21 protein-coding genes, 1 pseudogene and 1 riboswitch are annotated in these 18,647 nt (G+C 44.4%); of the genes and pseudogenes, 3 read left to right on the forward strand and 19 right to left on the reverse strand.

The window, feature by feature from the left end:
- The 14 genes and pseudogenes from G475_RS0104010 to G475_RS24195 form a co-directional block, all read right to left on the reverse strand.
- A pseudogene (locus tag G475_RS0104010) lies at positions 1–223 on the reverse strand (IS110 family transposase); the annotation flags it as partial.
- Between the two features lie 244 nt (positions 224–467).
- Positions 468–653, reverse strand: a riboswitch (cobalamin riboswitch).
- Positions 654–721: 68 nt separating this feature from the next.
- Complete coding sequence (locus tag G475_RS0104020) at positions 722–1,462, reverse strand: class I SAM-dependent methyltransferase (protein WP_026700176.1); 741 nt, start codon at positions 1,460–1,462, stop codon at positions 722–724.
- A gap of 30 nt (positions 1,463–1,492) precedes the next feature.
- On the reverse strand, positions 1,493–3,280 hold the full coding sequence (locus G475_RS0104025; protein ID WP_026700177.1) for an ATP-binding protein: 1,788 nt from the start codon (positions 3,278–3,280) through the stop codon (positions 1,493–1,495).
- On the reverse strand, positions 3,277–3,996 hold the full coding sequence (locus tag G475_RS0104030; protein ID WP_026700178.1) for a response regulator transcription factor: 720 nt from the start codon (positions 3,994–3,996) through the stop codon (positions 3,277–3,279). The genes G475_RS0104025 and G475_RS0104030 overlap by 4 nt, the downstream gene beginning before the upstream one ends.
- A gap of 65 nt (positions 3,997–4,061) precedes the next feature.
- Entirely contained in the window at positions 4,062–5,249 is a 1,188-nt protein-coding gene (gene ccsB, locus G475_RS0104035) for a c-type cytochrome biogenesis protein CcsB (RefSeq protein WP_026700179.1), read from the reverse strand.
- Positions 5,242–6,903, reverse strand: a complete 1,662-nt coding sequence (gene resB, locus G475_RS0104040) for a cytochrome c biogenesis protein ResB (RefSeq protein WP_026700180.1) — start codon at positions 6,901–6,903, stop codon at positions 5,242–5,244. Before resB ends, ccsB begins: the two co-directional genes overlap by 8 nt.
- Positions 6,904–6,998: 95 nt before the next feature.
- Entirely contained in the window at positions 6,999–7,721 is a 723-nt protein-coding gene (locus tag G475_RS0104045) for a pseudouridine synthase (RefSeq protein WP_026700181.1), read from the reverse strand.
- Between the two features lie 265 nt (positions 7,722–7,986).
- Complete coding sequence (locus G475_RS0104050; RefSeq protein WP_026700182.1) at positions 7,987–8,517, reverse strand: spore maturation protein; 531 nt, start codon at positions 8,515–8,517, stop codon at positions 7,987–7,989.
- On the reverse strand, positions 8,514–9,113 hold the full coding sequence (locus tag G475_RS0104055) for a nucleoside recognition domain-containing protein (protein WP_026700183.1): 600 nt from the start codon (positions 9,111–9,113) through the stop codon (positions 8,514–8,516). The genes G475_RS0104050 and G475_RS0104055 overlap by 4 nt, the downstream gene beginning before the upstream one ends.
- A 3-nt stretch (positions 9,114–9,116) precedes the next feature.
- Entirely contained in the window at positions 9,117–10,244 is a 1,128-nt protein-coding gene (locus tag G475_RS24190; protein ID WP_084413981.1) for a D-alanyl-D-alanine carboxypeptidase family protein, read from the reverse strand.
- Positions 10,245–10,369: 125 nt separating this feature from the next.
- A complete protein-coding gene (spoVAE, locus tag G475_RS0104065) occupies positions 10,370–10,720 on the reverse strand; it encodes a stage V sporulation protein AE (protein ID WP_026700184.1) in 351 nt (116 codons plus the stop codon).
- On the reverse strand, positions 10,717–11,736 hold the full coding sequence (gene spoVAD, locus G475_RS0104070) for a stage V sporulation protein AD (protein ID WP_026700185.1): 1,020 nt from the start codon (positions 11,734–11,736) through the stop codon (positions 10,717–10,719). Before spoVAD ends, spoVAE begins: the two co-directional genes overlap by 4 nt.
- Positions 11,737–11,738: 2 nt before the next feature.
- Positions 11,739–12,209: a stage V sporulation protein AC gene (spoVAC, locus tag G475_RS0104075; protein WP_026700186.1), complete on the reverse strand. Its 471-nt coding sequence runs from the start codon at positions 12,207–12,209 to the stop codon at positions 11,739–11,741.
- A gap of 11 nt (positions 12,210–12,220) precedes the next feature.
- On the reverse strand, positions 12,221–12,646 hold the full coding sequence (locus G475_RS24195) for a hypothetical protein (RefSeq protein WP_051302155.1): 426 nt from the start codon (positions 12,644–12,646) through the stop codon (positions 12,221–12,223).
- Between the two features lie 251 nt (positions 12,647–12,897).
- Here G475_RS24195 and G475_RS0104085 point away from each other — a divergent pair, with 251 nt between their 5' ends.
- Together G475_RS0104085 and G475_RS0104090 are read left to right on the forward strand one after the other, a co-directional pair.
- Positions 12,898–13,416, forward strand: coding sequence for a hypothetical protein (locus tag G475_RS0104085; RefSeq protein WP_026700187.1), 519 nt, complete (start codon positions 12,898–12,900; stop codon positions 13,414–13,416).
- Positions 13,417–13,502: 86 nt separating this feature from the next.
- Positions 13,503–14,204 (forward strand): DUF421 domain-containing protein, encoded by a 702-nt coding sequence (locus G475_RS0104090; protein WP_026700188.1) that lies wholly within the window; start codon positions 13,503–13,505, stop codon positions 14,202–14,204.
- Here the strand turns inward: G475_RS0104090 and scpB are convergent.
- Entirely contained in the window at positions 14,201–14,779 is a 579-nt protein-coding gene (gene scpB / locus G475_RS0104095; protein ID WP_026700189.1) for an SMC-Scp complex subunit ScpB, read from the reverse strand. The two genes, G475_RS0104090 and scpB, sit on opposite strands and share 4 nt — an antisense overlap.
- The gene (locus tag G475_RS0104100) at positions 14,772–15,527 is read right to left on the reverse strand and encodes a segregation/condensation protein A (protein WP_026700190.1); all 756 of its coding nucleotides are present in this window, start codon (positions 15,525–15,527) and stop codon (positions 14,772–14,774) included. The genes scpB and G475_RS0104100 overlap by 8 nt, the downstream gene beginning before the upstream one ends.
- 154 nt (positions 15,528–15,681) lie before the next feature.
- On the opposite strand from G475_RS0104100, the gene G475_RS0104105 reads away from it, so the two are divergent.
- Positions 15,682–16,191 (forward strand): DUF309 domain-containing protein, encoded by a 510-nt coding sequence (locus G475_RS0104105; protein WP_026700191.1) that lies wholly within the window; start codon positions 15,682–15,684, stop codon positions 16,189–16,191.
- Between the two features lie 45 nt (positions 16,192–16,236).
- Here G475_RS0104105 and G475_RS0104110 read toward each other — a convergent pair whose 3' ends face one another.
- From G475_RS0104110 to G475_RS0104120, 3 genes are all read right to left on the reverse strand, one after another.
- Positions 16,237–16,626: a GNAT family N-acetyltransferase gene (locus G475_RS0104110; RefSeq protein ID WP_026700192.1), complete on the reverse strand. Its 390-nt coding sequence runs from the start codon at positions 16,624–16,626 to the stop codon at positions 16,237–16,239.
- Positions 16,627–16,931: 305 nt separating this feature from the next.
- Complete coding sequence (ribH, locus tag G475_RS0104115) at positions 16,932–17,405, reverse strand: 6,7-dimethyl-8-ribityllumazine synthase (RefSeq protein WP_026700193.1); 474 nt, start codon at positions 17,403–17,405, stop codon at positions 16,932–16,934.
- Between the two features lie 16 nt (positions 17,406–17,421).
- Positions 17,422–18,615, reverse strand: coding sequence for a bifunctional 3,4-dihydroxy-2-butanone-4-phosphate synthase/GTP cyclohydrolase II (locus G475_RS0104120; RefSeq protein ID WP_026700194.1), 1,194 nt, complete (start codon positions 18,613–18,615; stop codon positions 17,422–17,424).
- Between the last annotated feature and the right edge of the window lie 32 nt (positions 18,616–18,647).

An 18,647-nucleotide genomic window follows, 5' to 3' on the forward strand; every position in this document is an offset into this window, starting at 1 on the left:
CGACAATCATGTCGGTCTTGTGATGATTTTCTTGATGCATGGCTGCCCATTGTAGAAAAGCTTCGAATCCTTCTCTATCATTGGAGAAGCTGATTCGTTTTCCAAATTCAAAACCGCGGTCATCGAAAGCACGAGCCACCTGTTTGTTTTTAGCGATATCTACGCCAATAATGAGTGTGTTAGAGGTGATTTGCGTGAGTTTTTCGTTTTGCGTATAATGCATGGTGAGTCCTCCTTGGTTTCCTGGATTCGAGGTCGATGATTTTTCATCAGACACTCCGTACTATACCAAGGGGGCTCTTTTTTGTTCAAAACTCACATTTTCCCCTAACAGGAATGCTCCTTATATGCAGGCGTATACCATATAGAAAAAGCTCTCCCTTTTATAGGAGAGCGGAATTTTCGACACAGATGCCCTGGTATTTTGGCAATATTGATAAACTCCGGCTGCTCCTTTTCCTCGAAGGATAACACCGTTGAAAATGGCAGGTTTCCTGACTTGCACCTTACAGCAGCTCCTTCCCATCCCATAGCGGGACAGTGGATGTTGCTCCTGCTTATCATACTTACAGTGGCGGGACCGTACCGGACTTTCACCGGTTTCCCTTTTAACTCCCTTTTTCCAAAGGAGGACCATTTTCATTAAATTATTCTGTTTTTGTGAGTAACTCACTTTATTATAGTAAAAAATACGGATAATCGCGAACAGGCCTTCCGTTTTTCACTTCCCTTTTGACTGTTTCTGACAAATTAAAATTTGTCTGGGTGATTCCTGTTGCTCATACGGCGTTCCATCGTAATCTCCGAAAACATACTGCACGCGGAACCCATTCCGGGTAAGCATATTTCTTAAAGCCTCTGGACTGTACATTTTCACTCGTTCCCGATATTCTCTTTGTGAACCCGATTCTTCAATCGTGATTTTTTTATTAATAAATCCTGCTTCTATATACCGCTCCTGCGTTACTGTCAGCCCTTCTTTTTCAGTTATATCACGGGGGACAAGACGACGCTCTACATAGGAAGGATTCAGATAGTCGAAAAAAAACCAGCCGTTTTCTTTCAGCGCCTCCGCCGCCCGGACAAAAACAAGTTCATTCTCCGCATCATCGGTAAAGTATCCAAAGCTCGTGAATAAATTAAAGGCAGCATCGTATTCCGTTTTCAATGCAACGTCTCTAATGTCAGCGCGCATATATTGGACAGGGAGTCCTGAAGTTAGATCCACTGCTTTTTTCAGGAGAGCGGGCGATAAATCGACCGCTGTCACATGGATGCCTTTTCTGGCCAGAAAGCGTGAGTGTCTGCCGTTTCCACAACATAAATCAACAGCCTTCATTCCCCGCTCCAGAGGAAGATAGGTCATTAGATAAGCCAGCTCATTAGCAGCTTTTTCTTCGTCTCTGTGGTCATATACCTTTAAATAGTCTTCTTGAAAATGCTCCTCAAACCAGGCTTTCATATTGAGTACCCCCAGCCGATCATCATGAATTTATTCTTCCTGTTCCGGGTATGGCAGATAAAAGCTGAAGATGGTCCCTTTCTCCCGCCTGTTGTGTGCTGCTATTTCTCCATCATGAGCTTCCACAATATTTTTTACAATAGCAAGACCGAGCCCAGTACCGCTTTTTCCTCTTGTGCGTGCTTTATCCGCTTTATAAAATCGTTCGAATACATAGGGCAGGTCTTCTTCCGGTATACCTGATCCCGTATCCTGTATTTCTACCGTCCATCCCGAACCTGCCGTATTTACCACAATATGAACACTGCCTTTTTCACTTGTATGGCGTATAGCATTGTGTATCAGATTTGTCATAACCTGCTCAATTCTGTCCTGATCCATGTACACTTGTTTCTTTTCTCCATGTTTATCAAGGGTCATCTGGACATCTGCTTCCCGGGCAAGTCCTTGAAATTTTTTATACACTTTGTCTGCAAAGGAATATATATCCACCCATTGTTTTTCTAATTGGATGTGGCCCGCTTCCATACGGGCAAGATCAAGCAGTTCATTGACCAGTCTTCCCATCCGCATGGATTCATCATAAATGATACGCCCTATCTCCTTCTTTTCTTCCTCACTTCCGGCAATATCATCTACAATGGCTTCACTGTAACCCTGGAGCATGGAAATAGGAGTCCGCAGCTCATGAGAAACGTTGGCAATAAAGTCCTTTCTCAATTTATCGTGACGCCGTTCTTCCGTCATGTCACGAATAACGGCGACGACCCCGCGAACGAATTCCCCATCATACAATGGCGTCATTAACACCACAAAACTTCTTCCCTGCACATCCATTTCTATCCATTGTTCCTGTTCCAGGGCTACGACTTTCTGAAATAACTTTTTTACTTCTTTAGGGAGACGGTCCTGTGGATCAGCTATTCCACTGTCGTAATGATAGGAATACAAAAAGCGCTGGGCAGGGGGATTCGTAACAGCAATGGAGCCTTTCCGGTCAATCGTAATAACCCCATCTGCCATGCTTGTTAAAATACGGCTTAATTGTTCCTTTTCCTGGTTTAAAGCCGTAATGTTTCGATTCAGCTCCCGCCTCATTTTATTAAAAGCGTTTCCGAGCTGTCCGATTTCATCATTAGTGAGGATCGGAACTTTGGTTTCAAAGTCCCCTTTTGCGACATTCAGTACCAATTGGCGCATTTTCCTAAGCGGCGCCGTTATTCTGGAAGACAAGAAAAAAGCAAAAACAGTTGTCAGTATGATAGCAATTCCGGCGGAAAGAAGAATAATCTGCTTTGTCTCTCCCGTTGTGTCTTCAATAATATCAAGCGATTGATATAAATAGAGGGAACCTTCTTCCCCCTCAGCCGAGACAAACGGCATTCCCACTACAAAGATTTCGTTATGGACTTCTTCGCCATCTTCTTCTGTTGGAAAATCACCATGGGTAATGACGGAGGTCCGGTCCTCTTGTACTGGAGATAAACGGCTGTCCTGCTGAAAAATAGACAGGGGCAGATGAACTCCCGCTTCTTCCTCATCCGCATATTCCCAGTTATTGTCCCCCTGCATCACTATGACAGAAGTATTATACGATCCGGCTATTTTTTCGACCGTTCCTTGAGAAGCAGAAGGGTCCTCCTGGCTTTCCAGCACGGAAACGATAACATTGGCATGATTGGTTAATTGTTCTTCTGCTTCTGTAATATGAAACCGTTCAAAAAATTGAAGCAGCAGAATCGTTAAAATAACCAGTACTACGGAAACGAGCAGTAAAATGGTGCCCCAAAGCTTGCCGACAACACTTCTCCAGATCATTCTCCGCCGGCAGCCTCAAATTTATATCCTACACCCCAGACCGTGGAAATCATATCGGCTGCCTCTTCCGAAACATTACTCAACTTTTCCCTGAGCCGTTTCACATGGGTGTCCACCGTTCTTAAATCACCGAAGAAATCGTAATCCCACACATCTTTTAACAGCTGTTCGCGGGAGAACACTTTATCAGGGGCCTGGGCAAGGTAATAAAGCAGTTCATATTCTTTAGGAGTAAGGCTGATTTCTTCCTCGTTCACCGTGACACGATGGGCATCATTATCAATCGTTAAATGGGGAAAGACGAGGACATCTTTTGTTTGTGTTTCTGTCTGCAGAAACTTCGTCGCCGATGAACGTCTTAAAATAGCTTTCACTCTTAGTACGACTTCTCTAGGACTGAAAGGTTTGACAATGTAATCATCCGTGCCCACTTCAAATCCCTGGACACGATTGCTCTCTTCCCCTTTTGCCGTCAACATAATCACAGGGGTTGCCTTTGATTTGCGAAGCTCCTGACAGACTTCTTCCCCGTCCATACCGGGAAGCATCAAATCCAATAGAATAACATCATAATCATTATCCAACGCTGCATCCAGGGCCTCTTCTCCATTTTCGGCTTCTTCTACTTTAAATTCTTCCCGTTCCAGATACATTTTCAACAGCCTGCGGATTCGTTCTTCGTCATCAACGACCAATACTTTTGCTTCATTATCCATGGATTCGTTACCTCCTGCAAAGCATGTATTCCAATTTTTATAAAGGCGTTCCTCCGGTAAAACCGTTATGCATACGAATGAAGACCCGCTATAACCAGGTTAACAAAAATCAGGTTAAACATAATAATAACAAAACCAATCACACACAGCCAGGCGGAAGGTTCCCCGTGCCAGCCTCTCGATAACCGTAAATGAAGGTAGGCCGCATAAAACAAAAATGTTATCAGCGCCCATACTTCCTTTGGATCCCAGCCCCAAAATCTTGTCCAGGCGATTTGGGCCCAAATCATAGCAAAAATGAGTCCGCCAAGCGTGAAGACAGGAAACCCGATGGCAATAGCCCGGTAACTTACTTCATCCACTGTATCGGGGTTAATGTTTTTTAGCAGAGGCTGAACAGCCCCGCCAAGCGGTTTGCGCAAAAGCAGTCTCAAAACAGCGTATACCAGTACACCCGTACCAAGGGACCACAGAACGGTATTGGCATCATCACTGCGCAGCCATACCGGCATCGATAACAGCGGTTCCATCACCCCGCTCGAAACCGGGGTCCCCTGATGCGGGGCTAAAACAGCAGGCATATGATATACCATTTCTGCTTCTTCGCCTGCTTCATTCACATATTGAAAAACGGCCTGATATTGGAATAATCCAAAGACATATCGAATAAGGATGAAACTGACAAGACTGACAAGACAGTACATGATAAACTCCAGCCAAAACACTTTCTTGTCCCGTTTATTGAAATCAAGAGTCCGGACAAGATAGATCAAGCCTGCCGCAAAACCTATAGATAATATTCCCTGACCAAGCGCTGTTGTCGTTACATGTATCTTCAGCCAATTACTTTGCAGTGCTGGAATAAGCGGCTCTACCTCTGTTGGAAATACAGACGCAAAAGCGATAATGAGCATTACAATAGGCAGTGTAAACATACCAAGGACGTTCGTTTTATAAATACCGTACAAGATAAGAAAAGCAAACGTTAATGCCATTCCAAGAAAGGTAGTGTATTCAAACATGTTGCTTACAGGAACGTGTCCTGCTGCCAGCCATCTCGTGATAAAATAGCCGACATTAAAGATAAACCCTATTGCGGTAACCATATAACCAACCATACCAAGGCGGTTCCCGGTTACATCTCCCTGTTTATCACGCCATTTTCTTCCTGTAACTGAAATGGCGAAACAGATCGTTGCTATTAAATACAGGAAGAATGCAACCAACAATAAATTCGAACTAATTTCAACCATTGCTGTCATCCCTTCCGTTTGGTTCCTTTTCCTTCATGGCTTTTTTGGCCTGCTTATCTTCCGGTACTTCCAATCCCGTCTCCCTGGAAAGAGCCACAAAGTCTTTTTTCAATGAAGCCCAATGTTTATTGGTATGCCCTGCCGTCCAGATTTCCCCGCCGAACCGGCGCAGCCATATGCGGCGGTGAGACCAATAGGAACCTTGAATTAAGCCAATCATAAAGATACTTCCTCCCGCGATTAAGAAGGGAAGTGTCAAGTCTTTTCTTACAGTAAGTGCGGTGACATCTTTTGTTTCGACTCCTTCAAACGACATTTCGTAATCATTTTCGCCGAACACGTCTTCATTCCGCTGGATCCCTACAAAACTATATTCTCCTTCTTCCGGATGCTCGGGGGAAAACATTTGGAAAATAAAAGCAGGATTGTCTGGGATGTCCGATACGGTAGAAGGTTCCCCGTCTTCGTTAAATTCGAAATTTGGAAAATAAGAATCAATGACAACGCGGTATCCATTCCCAAGATCATATTCCCCCTGCGGATCGAACAAATCAATGTCGATGGTTCCGATTTTTTCACCGGAGGCGCGGTCGTTCATAGACAATGACATGACATTCAATTCATTCAATTTGTAATCCATTTGATACAACGCGAAATTGTCAAAACGAAGGGGATGGTTCACCTGAATTTCATCTGATTTTACTTCTGTCAATTCCGGTTCTGTTCCCACTGTTCCAGTTCCCTCGCTCTGGTACAGCACAGCATTTGTCTGGTACGTCTGAACCTGGGGGCCTCCGGCACGCTGCAGAGCCGGGGCAAAGGTTTCATCATTTTCATCATAAAGTTCAACAAAAAACTCTTCATTTTCGATATAATATTCTCTATCTGTGCCGGGGATGGCTTCTGTTTCCCCTTCTCTCACCCATACCAGTTCATCTACATACATCCCCGGGAAAAACCGAAGCACACAACCTGTTAAAAATATAATAAGTCCGACATGATTGATGTAAGGCCCCCATCTGGCAAATCGGTTTTTTTCCGCGAGCAGGCTTCCGTTTTCTTCTCTTACCTTGTACCTTTTTTTGGAAAGAAACCATTTGGTGTCTTCCACCGTCTGTTCCGGGGCATCAGGTTCATGTATCCCAAACATCCGCTGCCTCTTTAGAAATCCTTCATTCCGTGATACTTTCTGCATTTTTAGTGCGCGGTATAAGGGAACCACACGATCCAGGCTTGCTATAATAAGAGAAATCCCAAGTCCGGCTATTAATGCCATATACCACCAGGAGCCGTAAAGATTATGAAAACCGAGAGTATAATAAATCTGTCCGGCAATGCCATATTCATTTTCATAGTGTTCCGCCGGGTTTACATTGCTCGGTATGTACATTTCCTGTGGAAAAATAGTACCTACTGATGAGGCAATAAGAGTTAGTACAATGATTCCGATTCCCACTTTTACAGAGGAAAAGAAGTTCCATATTTTGTCAATTATCGTTTTATTGTATGTCTGGGAACGTCTTGCCACTCCTTCATAGCGCATGTCTACCATCGACGCATTTTTATCTTTATCATCGAGCGGTTTACCACACGATTCGCAAAGGTGCGTTCCATATGGATTGAAATGGCCGCACTCACATTTTATTTTTTCCATGAGAACACCTCTAATTATTGCCTGACTGCTTCACTGCACTATGTTATCATTATAACGCTGAACAACTTGCATGTATAAGCGGCTTTTTATGACACTTATGTGACAGCACTTTCTTTTAATTTTTTTACTTCCACAGGCTTCAATACTCTTTTTTCTCCAGGGTTTAATTTATCCAGGGTAATTGGACCATATTTTTCCCGCTTCAACTTCAGAACCGGGTGGCCGATGGTCTCAAACATCTTTCTGACCTGGTGGTTCCTGCCTTCGTGAATACTGATTTCTATGATCGATGAGTTGTTTTTTTTGTTCGTCGATTTAATCTTCACCTTCGCCGGTGCTGTTTTTATGCCCTCTATGTCTATCCCTTTTATTAAAAGGCCAATATTCTCTTTGGACGGTTTTCCCTTTACTTTGGCGATATAGGTTTTAAATATTTTATTTTTAGGATGCATCATCAAGTTTGCAAAATCTCCGTCGTTGGTCAGCAAAAGCAGGCCGGACGTATCGTAATCAAGACGGCCGATTGGAAAGATTCGTTCTTCCACCTCTTCGAAATAGTCTGTTACCACTTTACGGTTTTTATCATCGCGGACAGCCGAGATAACCTGTTTTGGTTTATAAAACACGTAATACACCGGTTCCTCTTTATCGATTGGAATATTGTCCACTTCCACTGTATCCTTATGGGCAGAGACCTTGCTCCCAAGTTCACGGACGATTTTTCCGTTGACTTTTACTCTTCCTTCCTCAATAAACGTTTCTGCCTTCCTTCTTGATGTTACTCCTGCATTTGCTATAACCTTCTGAAGTCGTTCCATTTTCCTCACCTCTTTTCCTATCTTAACCATCTGCACGCTGTTTCACAAGCGCTGGCCTTTTCAGCTCCTGCATTTTCTCTTTTATCTATACTATTCATATACCTCAAAATCCAAAAAGGGAACCCAAACTTATAAATTCTGATACGATAAAAAAGACGAAGCTTGGAAGTTGGTCAAGCTCCGTCTTTTTAATTTGGGTCTTTGATTGATTGGGTAAACAGCAATGTTTGATGGCTGAGGGATTTACAGGCGGTGCGGCTGTTTGTTAGAGAAAAAGGAGGGTGACAATAATGATGGAGGCGGCTACGCCGACAGCATCGGCAAATAAACCAACCTTGAGAGCGTCGCCGATGCTTTTTATACCAGCGGCGCCAAAATAAATCGTCAGTACATACAACGTTGTATCGGTGCTTCCCTGCATCGTGGAAGCCAGCCTGCCGATAAACGAATCCGGTCCATGCTCTGCAATGAGGTCACTCATCATTCCCAATGCACCCGTGCCTGAAATCGGGCGGATGAGAGCAAGCGGCACGATATCCGCAGGAACCCCAATAAGAACAAGCACCGGCTCTACCGCATCGAGCAGAAGTTCCATAGCCCCGGATTCCCTGAAAACAGAAATAGCCACCATCATTCCAACCAAATAAGGGATAAGAGAGACGGCCAGCTGAAATCCATCTTTGCCTCCTTCTACAAAACTATCGTACGCCGGTATTTTTTTTAACGCTGCATGAACAATAACCGTTAAAAGCAGCATCGGAACGATCCATAAGGATAATGCATTTAACCAATTCATGTATATCCTTTCCTTTTTCTTAACCTGCGGTAATAAAAGAACCGGTCTATACATAAAGCAGCAGCCGTAGAGCAGGCGGTGGCTATAATAGTTGTCCCTACAATTTCAGCCGGCGCAGCCGAGCCGTAGTTCATCCGGATAGCTATCACCGTGGTCGGAACCAACGTTAAACTAGCTGTATTCAGCGCCATCAGAGTAATCATGGAACGACTGGCTTCGTCCTTATCATCATTTAATTTTTTCATTTCCTTCACTGCTTTAATTCCCATTGGTGTAGCAGCGTTGCCCAGTCCCATCAGGTTCGCTGTTATATTGGAAAGAATATATCCCATCGCAGGATGATCCGGTGGAATTTCAGGAAACAGTCTTACTGCTGCGGGACGAAGTCCCTTCGTAAAGATATCAAGTAGCCCGCTTGTTTTGGCGATATTCATGATTCCAAGCCAGAATACCATCACGCTGATTAACCCAAAACACAGAGCTACCGCCTCTTCCGCTCCTGAAAAAATGGCTTCCGATACTTCCTCCATTCGTCCATTAAACATAGCGGTAATAATTCCAACCCCAAGTAAAAACATCCAGATATAATGAACCACGCTCTATTCCCCTCCTATGAAAAGACGAAGAAACTTCCCGACTCTGCCAAACCAGCTTGTCTTATCCTCCTGTTCTTTATCCAGCATCACCGGCATCCTTTGAATGGTGTGGTTATCCAACGTCCATTTTATTTCCCCTGCGGCTGAGATTCCAGATGGGTTTTTTTGATAATGTTTATCAAGTGTAATCGAGCGCGACACGTTATTGATCTCCTCTTCCATTAATGGATAATAAAAGTCCTGTGGTATAAATAAATCTCCTTTTTTCTCTTCCTGCTGCGGGATCGTTTCCCGGGCTTCTGCCAGCTGGATGCGATCAAAGGTAGAAAACCCCCAGTTAAACATGGATATATGATCCTCCCAGTCCGAGGGAGCATCCAGGGTAACCGCAATCAATCCCATATTCTCCTTTTCTGCTGTTGAAACAAGAGTTCGTCCGGCACTTTTGGTATATCCCGTTTTTCCGCCGGTAGAGTACTCATATAAAGACGTCAGCAGTTTATTTTTATTCTGCCAGATCCGATCCCATTTTTCTCCTTCCTGCGGGGCTTTGTATTTTTCCAGGGCTGTTGTTTTGCGGAACGTTTCATTTTTCATGGCGTACTGCATAAGCAGAGCCATATCGTAAGCCGTGGAATAATGACGATCCCCATCGTCCAATCCATGAGGATTTGTAAAATGAGAATTCTCCATCCCTATTTCTTCGGCCTTTTCATTCATCATGTAAATAAAGCCATCCATACTGCCCCCGACATGCTCGGCAATCGCAACCGCTGCATCATTCCCGGAACGCAGCATTAATCCTGTCGTCAAATCCTGGAGCGTTATATGTTCTCCGGGTTTCAAAAACAAAGAGGAACCCTCCACCCCGGCAGCTTCTTGGCTGACCTCAACTTTTTCCTCCCATTTTCCCGATTCCATCGCTAAAACAGCGGTCATGATTTTTGTGATGCTTGCAATTTTACGTTTTTCGTGCGGATTCTTATCAAACAATACTCTTCCACTGTCTTGATCCATCAGAATCGCTGCATTCGCTGAGGTCTCCACTCCTTCCGTATGGTCAGCTCTTATCAAGCCGGGCTGGCTCAGGAGAAGGATAAGACTGAAGGCAATTATCATACATCGTTTCATGGGTATCCCATCTTCCTTGTCCGATCTTTTTTATATAAATATGCTTGTCTTCATTTATTATGATTCCGTGTCTGCCTGATTAAAAAAAACACGCTTTTTCCCGCTGGAAGAAGCGTGTTCCCCGTTTAACCTTTTGGTTTAAAACAAAGGGCAGCCAGAAAGGAAAAAATAATAGCCGCCGAAATACCGGCACTTGTCACTTCAAATATGCCGGTAATCACCCCGATAATCCCATTTTGTTCCGCCTCCGCCATTGCGCCGTGGACCAGCGCATTCCCAAAACTGGTAATAGGGACCGTGGCCCCCGCGCCTGCAAAGTCAATCAATGGTTCGTATAATCCTACTCCATCAAATACAGCACCCAGCACGACCAGGGTGCTCATCGTATGCGCCGGAGTTAATTTCGCAACGTCCATTAACAGTTGACCAAGTACACAAATCAGGCCGCCGACCACAAAAGCCCAGAAATATATCAAGACGATCCGACTCCTTTCTGTTCAATTGCCACAGCATGTGCGATACAGGGGATGGATTCTTTCTGCTGATACGTCAGTGGACTTAACAGTGCCCCTGTGGCGACGACAAGCACTGTACTCATTTCATTGTTTTTCATACGATTTAGAATATGTCCGTAAACGACGGCAGACGAACAACCCGACCCGCTGGCGCCAGCCTGTACCTTTTGATCTTCCTTGTATAACAGAGTGCCGCAGTCGAGGCACTGTTCATCGGTTACCATGATTCCTTTCTCCCGCAGAAGTTCTTTCATAAGCGGCAGCCCCACCTTACCAAGGTCCCCCGTTATAATATAGTCATAATACGAAGGGTCCCGGTTTAAGTCAGTGAAATGGGCTTCCACTGTGTCAGCTGCGGCCGGGGCCATTGCTCCGCCCATGTTGAATGGATCCGTCATCCCCCGGTCTACCACTTTTCCAAGGGTGGCAGAGGTCATTGATGGCCCCTCTCCCTGACGGCCGACGACGGCAAACCCTGCAGCTGTTGCCGTCCATTGGGCAGTGGGAGGCTTTTGAGAACCATATTCCGTGGGATAACGAAACTGCTTTTCGACTGCGGCATTATGACTTGCTGAGCCGGTTAATATATACTCCGCTCCATTGTTTTCAATAACCATGGCGCTTAGAGCGAGTCCTTCCATCGATGTAGAACAAGCTCCAAATAAGCCAAGGTACGGAATTCCAAGCGTCCGGCAGGCAAAGCTGGTTGTTGTAATTTGATTGATAAGATCCCCGGCAAATACGAATTGAATATCTTCCGGCTGTTTGTTTATTTTTGATAAAGCAATAGTAGAGGCTTCTTCCATTAGTTTCTTCTGTGCGTTTTCAAACGACGTTTCCGACATCCAGAGATCATCAAATAAATGATCAAAATCTCTGGCCACATTCCCTTTTGCTTCAAAGGGGCCGCCTACTACTCCAGTAGACGCTATAGAAGGGGATGTCGTAAACATCCAGGACTGTTTTCCCTGCAGCATTTTTATCCCCCCGCGACCTGCATCCAGATTGTTTTAATGATTGCGATAAGAAACGCTGCTACCGTTCCAAATACAATGACCGGACCGGCCAGCTTAAACATATTAGCCCCTATCCCAAGTACAATGCCTTCCGTGCGGTATTCAATGGCAGCACTGGCCATGGAGTTTGCAAATCCTGTCACCGGGACAGCTGTTCCTGCGCCCGCAAACTGGGAAATATTATCATACACCCCAAATCCGGTTAATAAGACAGCAATCAAAATGAGAACCGCCAGTGTTGGATCACCGGAAGTCTGTTCATTGAAATTAAAAAAGTGAAGAAAAAAGGAGCGCAGCCCCTGTCCAAATGTGCAGACTGCTCCACCAATCAAGAACGCTTTGATACAGTTTGCCGCCACAGGTATTTTTGGTTCCTGCTTCTGAGCAAATTTTTGATATGTCTGATTTACCGATTCCTGCTGCTTTTGACTCATTTGCACCACCTTTATCCTTTCATAAACTCTTCAATTTGAGTTAATCTTTTTTTCCGTTCCTTTTCTGACATGGATTTGTTTCTTCTATCTTCCTTGTATTTGTTTAGTTCAAGCCAAGATTTATAGTCTGTTGAGAAATGAACGGTTTCCTCGGGCCACTGTTCTTTTAAAAGGGAATGGCCTTTTTTTCTGATGTTTTCCAGCTGAAGACGATCAAATTGGTGAACAGTAACCGCTGCAAAAATTTGTTTTCCTTCTTTCACGGAAACGGCTGATGTTACTTCCTCCATGTCTTCCAACAGCTGTTCCGCCTGGTTTGTGCCTTTGTAACTTACCTGGGCTGGGCCGGCTTCTTCCTTATCTTCACAGGCTGCTGCTCCTGTCAGGCAGAGACAAATAAAAAAAACCTTGAAAAAATATTTTTGTGTATGTCCCATAATTTTCTCTTCCTTCCGTAAAAGGCTGCCTTTATAGTATGAAATAAGTTACTTTTTTTTATGTGATCTTTTAAAAAAACGGATCTTACATCATTCCAATGTTTCTTCCGGAAGGAGAACCGTCATTTTATAGGTACGCTGATTTATAGGGAGGAGCCCTGCACGGACTCGCTTTCCGTTCCTGCTTCGGCCGCGGAGGGGTGGTTTCTATGAAAGCATCCTTCTGTAATTTTTAAGAAAGGGAGGCAGCCATGAATTCTGTTCTGCTTTTACTGGTATTGTTTCTGTTTGTTTGCAGTTTCACCTTAATGTTGTTTTTATGGGGGAGAGTAAAACGTCTTGCGGAAGAACATGCGATATTACAATCGCAATTCGAAGAATGGAAAAAGACTAAAAGGAAAGAAGATAACGAGGCAAAAAAGGAGGAAATACGCCACCATCTGCATATGAAAGCCCTGGATATTAGAAATACTGTTTTTAAACAGACTAAAGCCCCTCATCCCCGGGCTGTGGAGGAAACACCTGTAACCTCCGGGTATGATTCGAATCTTCTTCAGGAAATGTTCGGCAGCAGGACAGCGGAACAGATGGAGGAGTATTTCACGGCTTACCGCACCTACGTGGACACCTATTGGAGAACCACGAAAGGCGGAATAAAAAAAGTATTCCGCGGCAGCCCCTCAGAATCTTATCACGAGTTTGCCCAGGTTCAGCAGGCATCCCGCCAGCTTATGAAAAAGCTGGATGACACCCTTGTCCATTTCCAATAAAGGACAGGGGTATTTTTCATCATGCCGGGCAGGCTAAGAAAAGAAAATAGTGTGGAGATAAAAGCATCCCTGAACAGGAGGACGCTATGCAGGCTAATTTCTTACAATTAACGATCGAATTGACAGTTGGATTTTTTGCCTTGATGGTTATTACAAAAGTATTGGGAAAAACCCAGATTAATCAATTAACTCCTTTTGATTTCATATCTTCCATCGTTATGGGGGAATTAGTCGGAAATGCGATTTACGATAAGGAAATTGCTCTTCACTATATTCTGTACGCTGTTGGGTTGTGGGCGGTATTAGTCGGCGTGGTTGAAATGATTACCCAGAAAAAGAAAGGAACCCGCAGTATGCTGGAAGGAAAACCAGCCATTGTCATCAGGGAAGGAAAACTGGATTATGAAGCGCTGCGCAAAAATAAACTGGACTTAAATCAGCTGCAGCATTTGTTGAGGGATAAAGATGTCTTTTCCTTGCAGGATGTGTACTACGCGATTCTAGAAGCAAATGGAAGCGTGAATGTACTGAAAAAACCGCACGCCTCGGAAGCATTGAAACCAGATGTCCTGCAGGAGATCCCTCCGCCCTCCAGAATTCCGCTCGCCGTTATTCTGGATGGAGAATGGGTAGAAGACAACATTACAGAATCCAATGTATCTAAATCAGAAATTCTGCGTCATCTCCAATCCAAAAATATTCCTGATATTAACCGTGTCCTGTACGCAGAATGGAACGGGGATTTTCCTTTGTATATAGACACCTATGAGGAGCCTAAACCAAATTAGCCGTTGTCCAGCTCTTCAAAAAATAGATCCGCTTCTTCCCCCGACGGCTCTTCCTCCCCAGACGAGCCCTGTAAATCAGGCAGATCTTCCATAGAGGCTATATTAAAATATTCTAGAAAACGTTCTGTTGTTTTGTATATAATCGGCCTGCCTGGAGCCTGGGTACGGCCGGCTTCTTTTATCAGCGCTTTATTCACCAGGGTCTGCACCGCTTTTTCCGATTTCACCCCGCGGATATCGTCAATTTCTATTCTTGTTATCGGCTGATTGTAAGCAATGATGGCCAGGGTTTCCAGGGCCGCCTGGGAAAGTTTGGCTTTATGCGGAACTTCAGCCAGCTTCTCTATGTAAGGAGCCACCGCTTCATTTGTGACAAGCTGGTATTTACTGCCGAACTGTTTGACCTGCAGCCCGCCGAGGTGGGACTGAACCCATTCTTTTAAGTTATTTAACTGCTGTACGGTTTCTTCTTCCGACAAGTCAAGCACCCTGGCTGCGTCCTGAATACTCAGCCCTTCATCCCCGCAGACATAAAGCAGACCCTGCAATATGTGCTGATGCTCTTCCTCATTCACTGACTAGCTCCTCCTCTGTCTGATAAACCTTGATCTCTTCAAAATTTTCACTCTGCACACATGTTATTTGTCTGGTTTTCATTAATTCCAATACAGCCAGAAACGAAACGACAATGTGTGCCTTTTCCCGGGAAGGAAACAATTCAAAAAATCCACTCGAGCCTTTTCGTTCATGAAGGAAGGCTAAAATCGTTGACATCCGCTCCTCAATGGATATTTCTTCCCCTTTTATTTTTGTTGTCTTTGGGGCATGATACCGGACTCTTTCTTTTAGTTTCTGGTAAGCGTCCAGCATATCAAATAACGTCAGTTCTTCAGGTAAGGCAGCAGTGTCAGCTTCCTGAGCGGCGTCATCATATTCCATCGAAGGACCCTTCGCATATTGTACAACCCCCTGATTTTCTTTATCACGAAGTGCTTCTGCAGCCTCTTTATATTTTTTATATTCGACCAGTCTGCTAAGCAGTTCTTCCCGCGGGTCTTCCTCTTCTATGTATTCTTCTTCCGGCTCTGGGTCTCCGGGAAGCAGCATTTTGCTTTTAATTTCCAGCAGCGTCGCAGCCATTACCAAATATTCACTGGCAATATCCAATTCAAGCTCCTGCATGGCCTGCACATAACGGAGATACTGTTCCGTAATAGAAGCCACCGGTATATCGTAGATATCCACTTCGGCCTGATGGATCAAATGCAGCAAAAGATCAAGCGGTCCTTGAAACGTGTCGATGTGTACATTATATCGTTCCATACATTGAACCCTCTCTGAATGTTATCCTTACCATTAAAAAGGCTACAGTAAATTATATCATATCCTTGTTTCCATAGGCATCATGACTTTCGCATGAAGAAAACACAGAGTTATGGTACAATTTTTTCTAAATGGAAAGAAAGAAGGGACCGTAATGTATCCGGAAGCGTATGTCCAATTTCTTGTTCAGTTTCACGCCCACCGGGATTACTTTGAATGCCACGAAATCCTGGAGGAATTCTGGAAAGAAACAGACCCCGGAAACCGCCTCAGCCTGTGGGTGGGGCTGATCCAAACAGCCGTAGGGCTCTACCACCACCGCCGTGAAAATTTTCGGGGAGCCGAAAAGATTTTTGCCAGTGCGCATTCCATTCTCCAAGCCAATACGGACAGTCTGCTGCAGCTTGGTCTGGATGCAGAAATGTTATTAGACAAGGTCGATCAATGCCTGACAGCGGCCAGGCACCGGAACATGTTTCAAGATATAAACCTGCCGATCACGGATCCCGGACTGACAGAACGATGCAGGCAAGAATGTGACCATCAGCAGGTAACCTGGCTGAATGCCAGTGACTTGACTAACAAACAGCTGATCCACCGTCACATTCTAAGACACCACAGCGGCAGTGAGGAGGGGCGGATTCAGCAAAAACGAAACATATAAAAAAGCTGTCCGGTCGGCTGCTTCCGGTACAGCTTTTGCGCATGGTTAACTGCTGGCTTCTTCCGTTTTCTCTTTATCTGCAGGTGTTTCATTTTTTTCGCAGCATCCTAAAAATTCGCTCGTTTCCTCGCACCCTTTTAGTTCTCCTTCCAACCGCTCTTTCATTGTTAACACCATTTTCCGTCCAATTCCCTCCTCACGGTAAGAAGGGTTCACACATATATGCTTTAACTCGGCTGAGCCGTCTTCCTGAAAATAAAGACCCATCACTCCGATAATATCTTCTTTTTCTTTCCACAGATAGAGCTGCCAATTGTCATCATTTTCATAACAACTCATCGTTTCCTGGAGTTTTTTTACTTCTTTTTCCTCCGGCATATACGAAAGCAGCCCCATCGCAATCTTTTTATAAGAAGATTTAAATTTTATAAACATTTTCATCATCCCTTATTATCGAGAGAGATTATGTTTCTTCTCTCTCATTATACTTCATAACACGCTGTTGAAAAGAGGAAATGGGACAAAAATTATAGAACTTCTGATAAAAATCTTATCCATATCCTATACACATTTAACTGTAACTTTCGCCCAATTTTACAAATGGGATATAACATAAAGAAAACATGGGTGCAGCATTAGGATTCCAGCTTCCTTTTACCGTTTTCGTTTCTTCCTATCCCCTTATTTAGGCAAAGAGAAAACATGGCGGAACCCCGCCATGTTTTCACTCCGGTCTTAGTTTACCCTTTTTGAAAATTTTTATCAAGGTTTGCCATTTCCACAGCGGCAGCTGCTGCCTCCGCCCCTTTGTTTCCAGCTTTCGTACCGGCACGTTCGATAGCCTGCTCAATGGTATTAGTGGTTAAAACGCCAAATATTACCGGAACATTCTGTTCCAGGGAAACATGGTTTACCCCTTTGGCTGCTTCAGCGCATACATAGTCAAAATGAGGAGTGGAGCCTTTTATGACAGCCCCTAGCGTAATGATGGCATCATATTTTTTAGATGCAGCCATTTTCTTCGCTGCATAAGGAATTTCAAATGCTCCCGGCACCCACGCCACGTCGATGTTGTTTTCTGCTGTACCATGCCTGATCAGGGCATCTCTGGCTCCTTCGAGCAGTTTTTCTGTTATAAAATCATTAAATCGTCCTACTATGATTCCAATGTTTAAATCTGTTCCTATTAAGTTTCCTTCAAATATGCGTGACAATCTTCTCTCTCCTTTTTTAAAAATGAAGCATATGCCCCAGTTTTGAGTATTTGGTACGCATATACTTTTCATTGTCCTTATTGTATGGCAGCTGGAGGGCAACTCTGTCGACTACTTCCAGACCATACCCTTTTAATCCGGTAATCTTTCTTGGGTTATTCGTTAAAAGTCTCATTTTAGAAATACCAAGATCCCTTAATATTTGAGCTCCAATCCCATAATCCCGCAGGTCGGGCTTAAATCCCAGTTTCTCATTTGCTTCCACCGTATCATAGCCCTGTTCCTGAAGCTGGTACGCCTTCATTTTGTTTATGAGGCCGATCCCTCTTCCTTCCTGCCGCATATAAAGAAGAACTCCCCTGCCTTCTTTTTCAATCTGCTGAAGGGCTGCCTGCAGCTGCGGACCGCAGTCACACCGGTGGGAACCGAACACATCCCCTGTCAGACATTCTGAATGCACACGTACAAGGGTCGGCTCTCCCGGAATCAGCTGACCTTTTATCAAAGCGATGCTTTCTTTGTCATCCACAATAGAGGTGTATCCAATTGCCCGAAAGTCTCCGAAATCCGTAGGAAGTTTAATATCGGCTTCTTTGTTGACCAATTTGTCTTTTTTATGGCGGTATTGGATCAAGTCTTTTATCGTGATCATTTTCAGTTCATGTTCGTCTGCGATTTTGCGCAGATCGGGAACTCTTGCCATCTCTCCGTCATCTTTAATCACTTCACAAATGACTCCTGCCGGTTCAGAACCGGACAACCTGGCTAAATCAATGGCTGCCTCCGTATGGCCCGCACGGCGCAGCACCCCCCCGTTTTTAGCAATGAGCGGAAATACATGCCCTGGCCGCTTAAAATGCCTGCTTTTATTGTCAGGATCCAGTAAAGCCTGAATGGTTTCTGCCCGCTCTGCCGCGGAAATTCCGGTAGTAGTCGATTCATGATCAATACTTACGGTGAAAGCTGTACCGTGCGGATCTGTATTTTGATCCACCATAGGATGCAGTTCCAGTTCGTTCGCTTTTTGTTCTGTGATAGGCGTACAAACGAGTCCCCGTCCGTGAGTGATCATAAAGTTTATCGATTCAGGGGTGATCTGATCCGCCAACGCGACAAAGTCCCCTTCGTTTTCACGGTCTTCGTCATCACACACGATGACTGTTTTCCCCTGCATTAACTCATAAATCGCTTCTTCGATAGGATCAAACATTTTTTCATCTGCCATAGCATTTTTCCTTCTTT

The sequence above is a fragment of the Salibacterium aidingense DSM 18341 genome, from assembly GCF_000429685.1.
GTDB classification, from domain to species: domain Bacteria; phylum Bacillota; class Bacilli; order Bacillales; family Marinococcaceae; genus Salibacterium; species Salibacterium aidingense.

What these genes read in the sequence shown, in the direction of transcription:
- G475_RS0104030 (WP_026700178.1), bottom strand. Translation starts at nt 3,996, where the DNA reads ATGGATAATGAAGCAAAAGTATTGGTCGTTGATGACGAAGAACGAATC.
- G475_RS0104105 (WP_026700191.1), top strand. Translation starts at nt 15,682, where the DNA reads ATGTATCCGGAAGCGTATGTCCAATTTCTTGTTCAGTTTCACGCCCAC.
- G475_RS0104120 (WP_026700194.1), bottom strand. Translation starts at nt 18,615, where the DNA reads ATGTTTGATCCTATCGAAGAAGCGATTTATGAGTTAATGCAGGGGAAA.
- G475_RS0104050 (WP_026700182.1), bottom strand. Translation starts at nt 8,517, where the DNA reads ATGAATTGGTTAAATGCATTATCCTTATGGATCGTTCCGATGCTGCTT.
- G475_RS0104090 (WP_026700188.1), top strand. Translation starts at nt 13,503, where the DNA reads ATGCAGGCTAATTTCTTACAATTAACGATCGAATTGACAGTTGGATTT.
- spoVAC (WP_026700186.1), bottom strand. Translation starts at nt 12,209, where the DNA reads ATGAGTCAAAAGCAGCAGGAATCGGTAAATCAGACATATCAAAAATTT.
- G475_RS0104025 (WP_026700177.1), bottom strand. Translation starts at nt 3,280, where the DNA reads ATGATCTGGAGAAGTGTTGTCGGCAAGCTTTGGGGCACCATTTTACTG.
- G475_RS0104085 (WP_026700187.1), top strand. Translation starts at nt 12,898, where the DNA reads ATGAATTCTGTTCTGCTTTTACTGGTATTGTTTCTGTTTGTTTGCAGT.
- spoVAD (WP_026700185.1), bottom strand. Translation starts at nt 11,736, where the DNA reads ATGCTGCAGGGAAAACAGTCCTGGATGTTTACGACATCCCCTTCTATA.
- G475_RS0104045 (WP_026700181.1), bottom strand. Translation starts at nt 7,721, where the DNA reads ATGGAACGACTTCAGAAGGTTATAGCAAATGCAGGAGTAACATCAAGA.
- G475_RS0104020 (WP_026700176.1), bottom strand. Translation starts at nt 1,462, where the DNA reads ATGAAAGCCTGGTTTGAGGAGCATTTTCAAGAAGACTATTTAAAGGTA.
- G475_RS0104110 (WP_026700192.1), bottom strand. Translation starts at nt 16,626, where the DNA reads ATGTTTATAAAATTTAAATCTTCTTATAAAAAGATTGCGATGGGGCTG.
- G475_RS0104100 (WP_026700190.1), bottom strand. Translation starts at nt 15,527, where the DNA reads ATGGAACGATATAATGTACACATCGACACGTTTCAAGGACCGCTTGAT.
- G475_RS24190 (WP_084413981.1), bottom strand. Translation starts at nt 10,244, where the DNA reads ATGAAACGATGTATGATAATTGCCTTCAGTCTTATCCTTCTCCTGAGC.
- G475_RS24195 (WP_051302155.1), bottom strand. Translation starts at nt 12,646, where the DNA reads ATGGGACATACACAAAAATATTTTTTCAAGGTTTTTTTTATTTGTCTC.
- resB (WP_026700180.1), bottom strand. Translation starts at nt 6,903, where the DNA reads ATGGAAAAAATAAAATGTGAGTGCGGCCATTTCAATCCATATGGAACG.
- ccsB (WP_026700179.1), bottom strand. Translation starts at nt 5,249, where the DNA reads ATGGTTGAAATTAGTTCGAATTTATTGTTGGTTGCATTCTTCCTGTAT.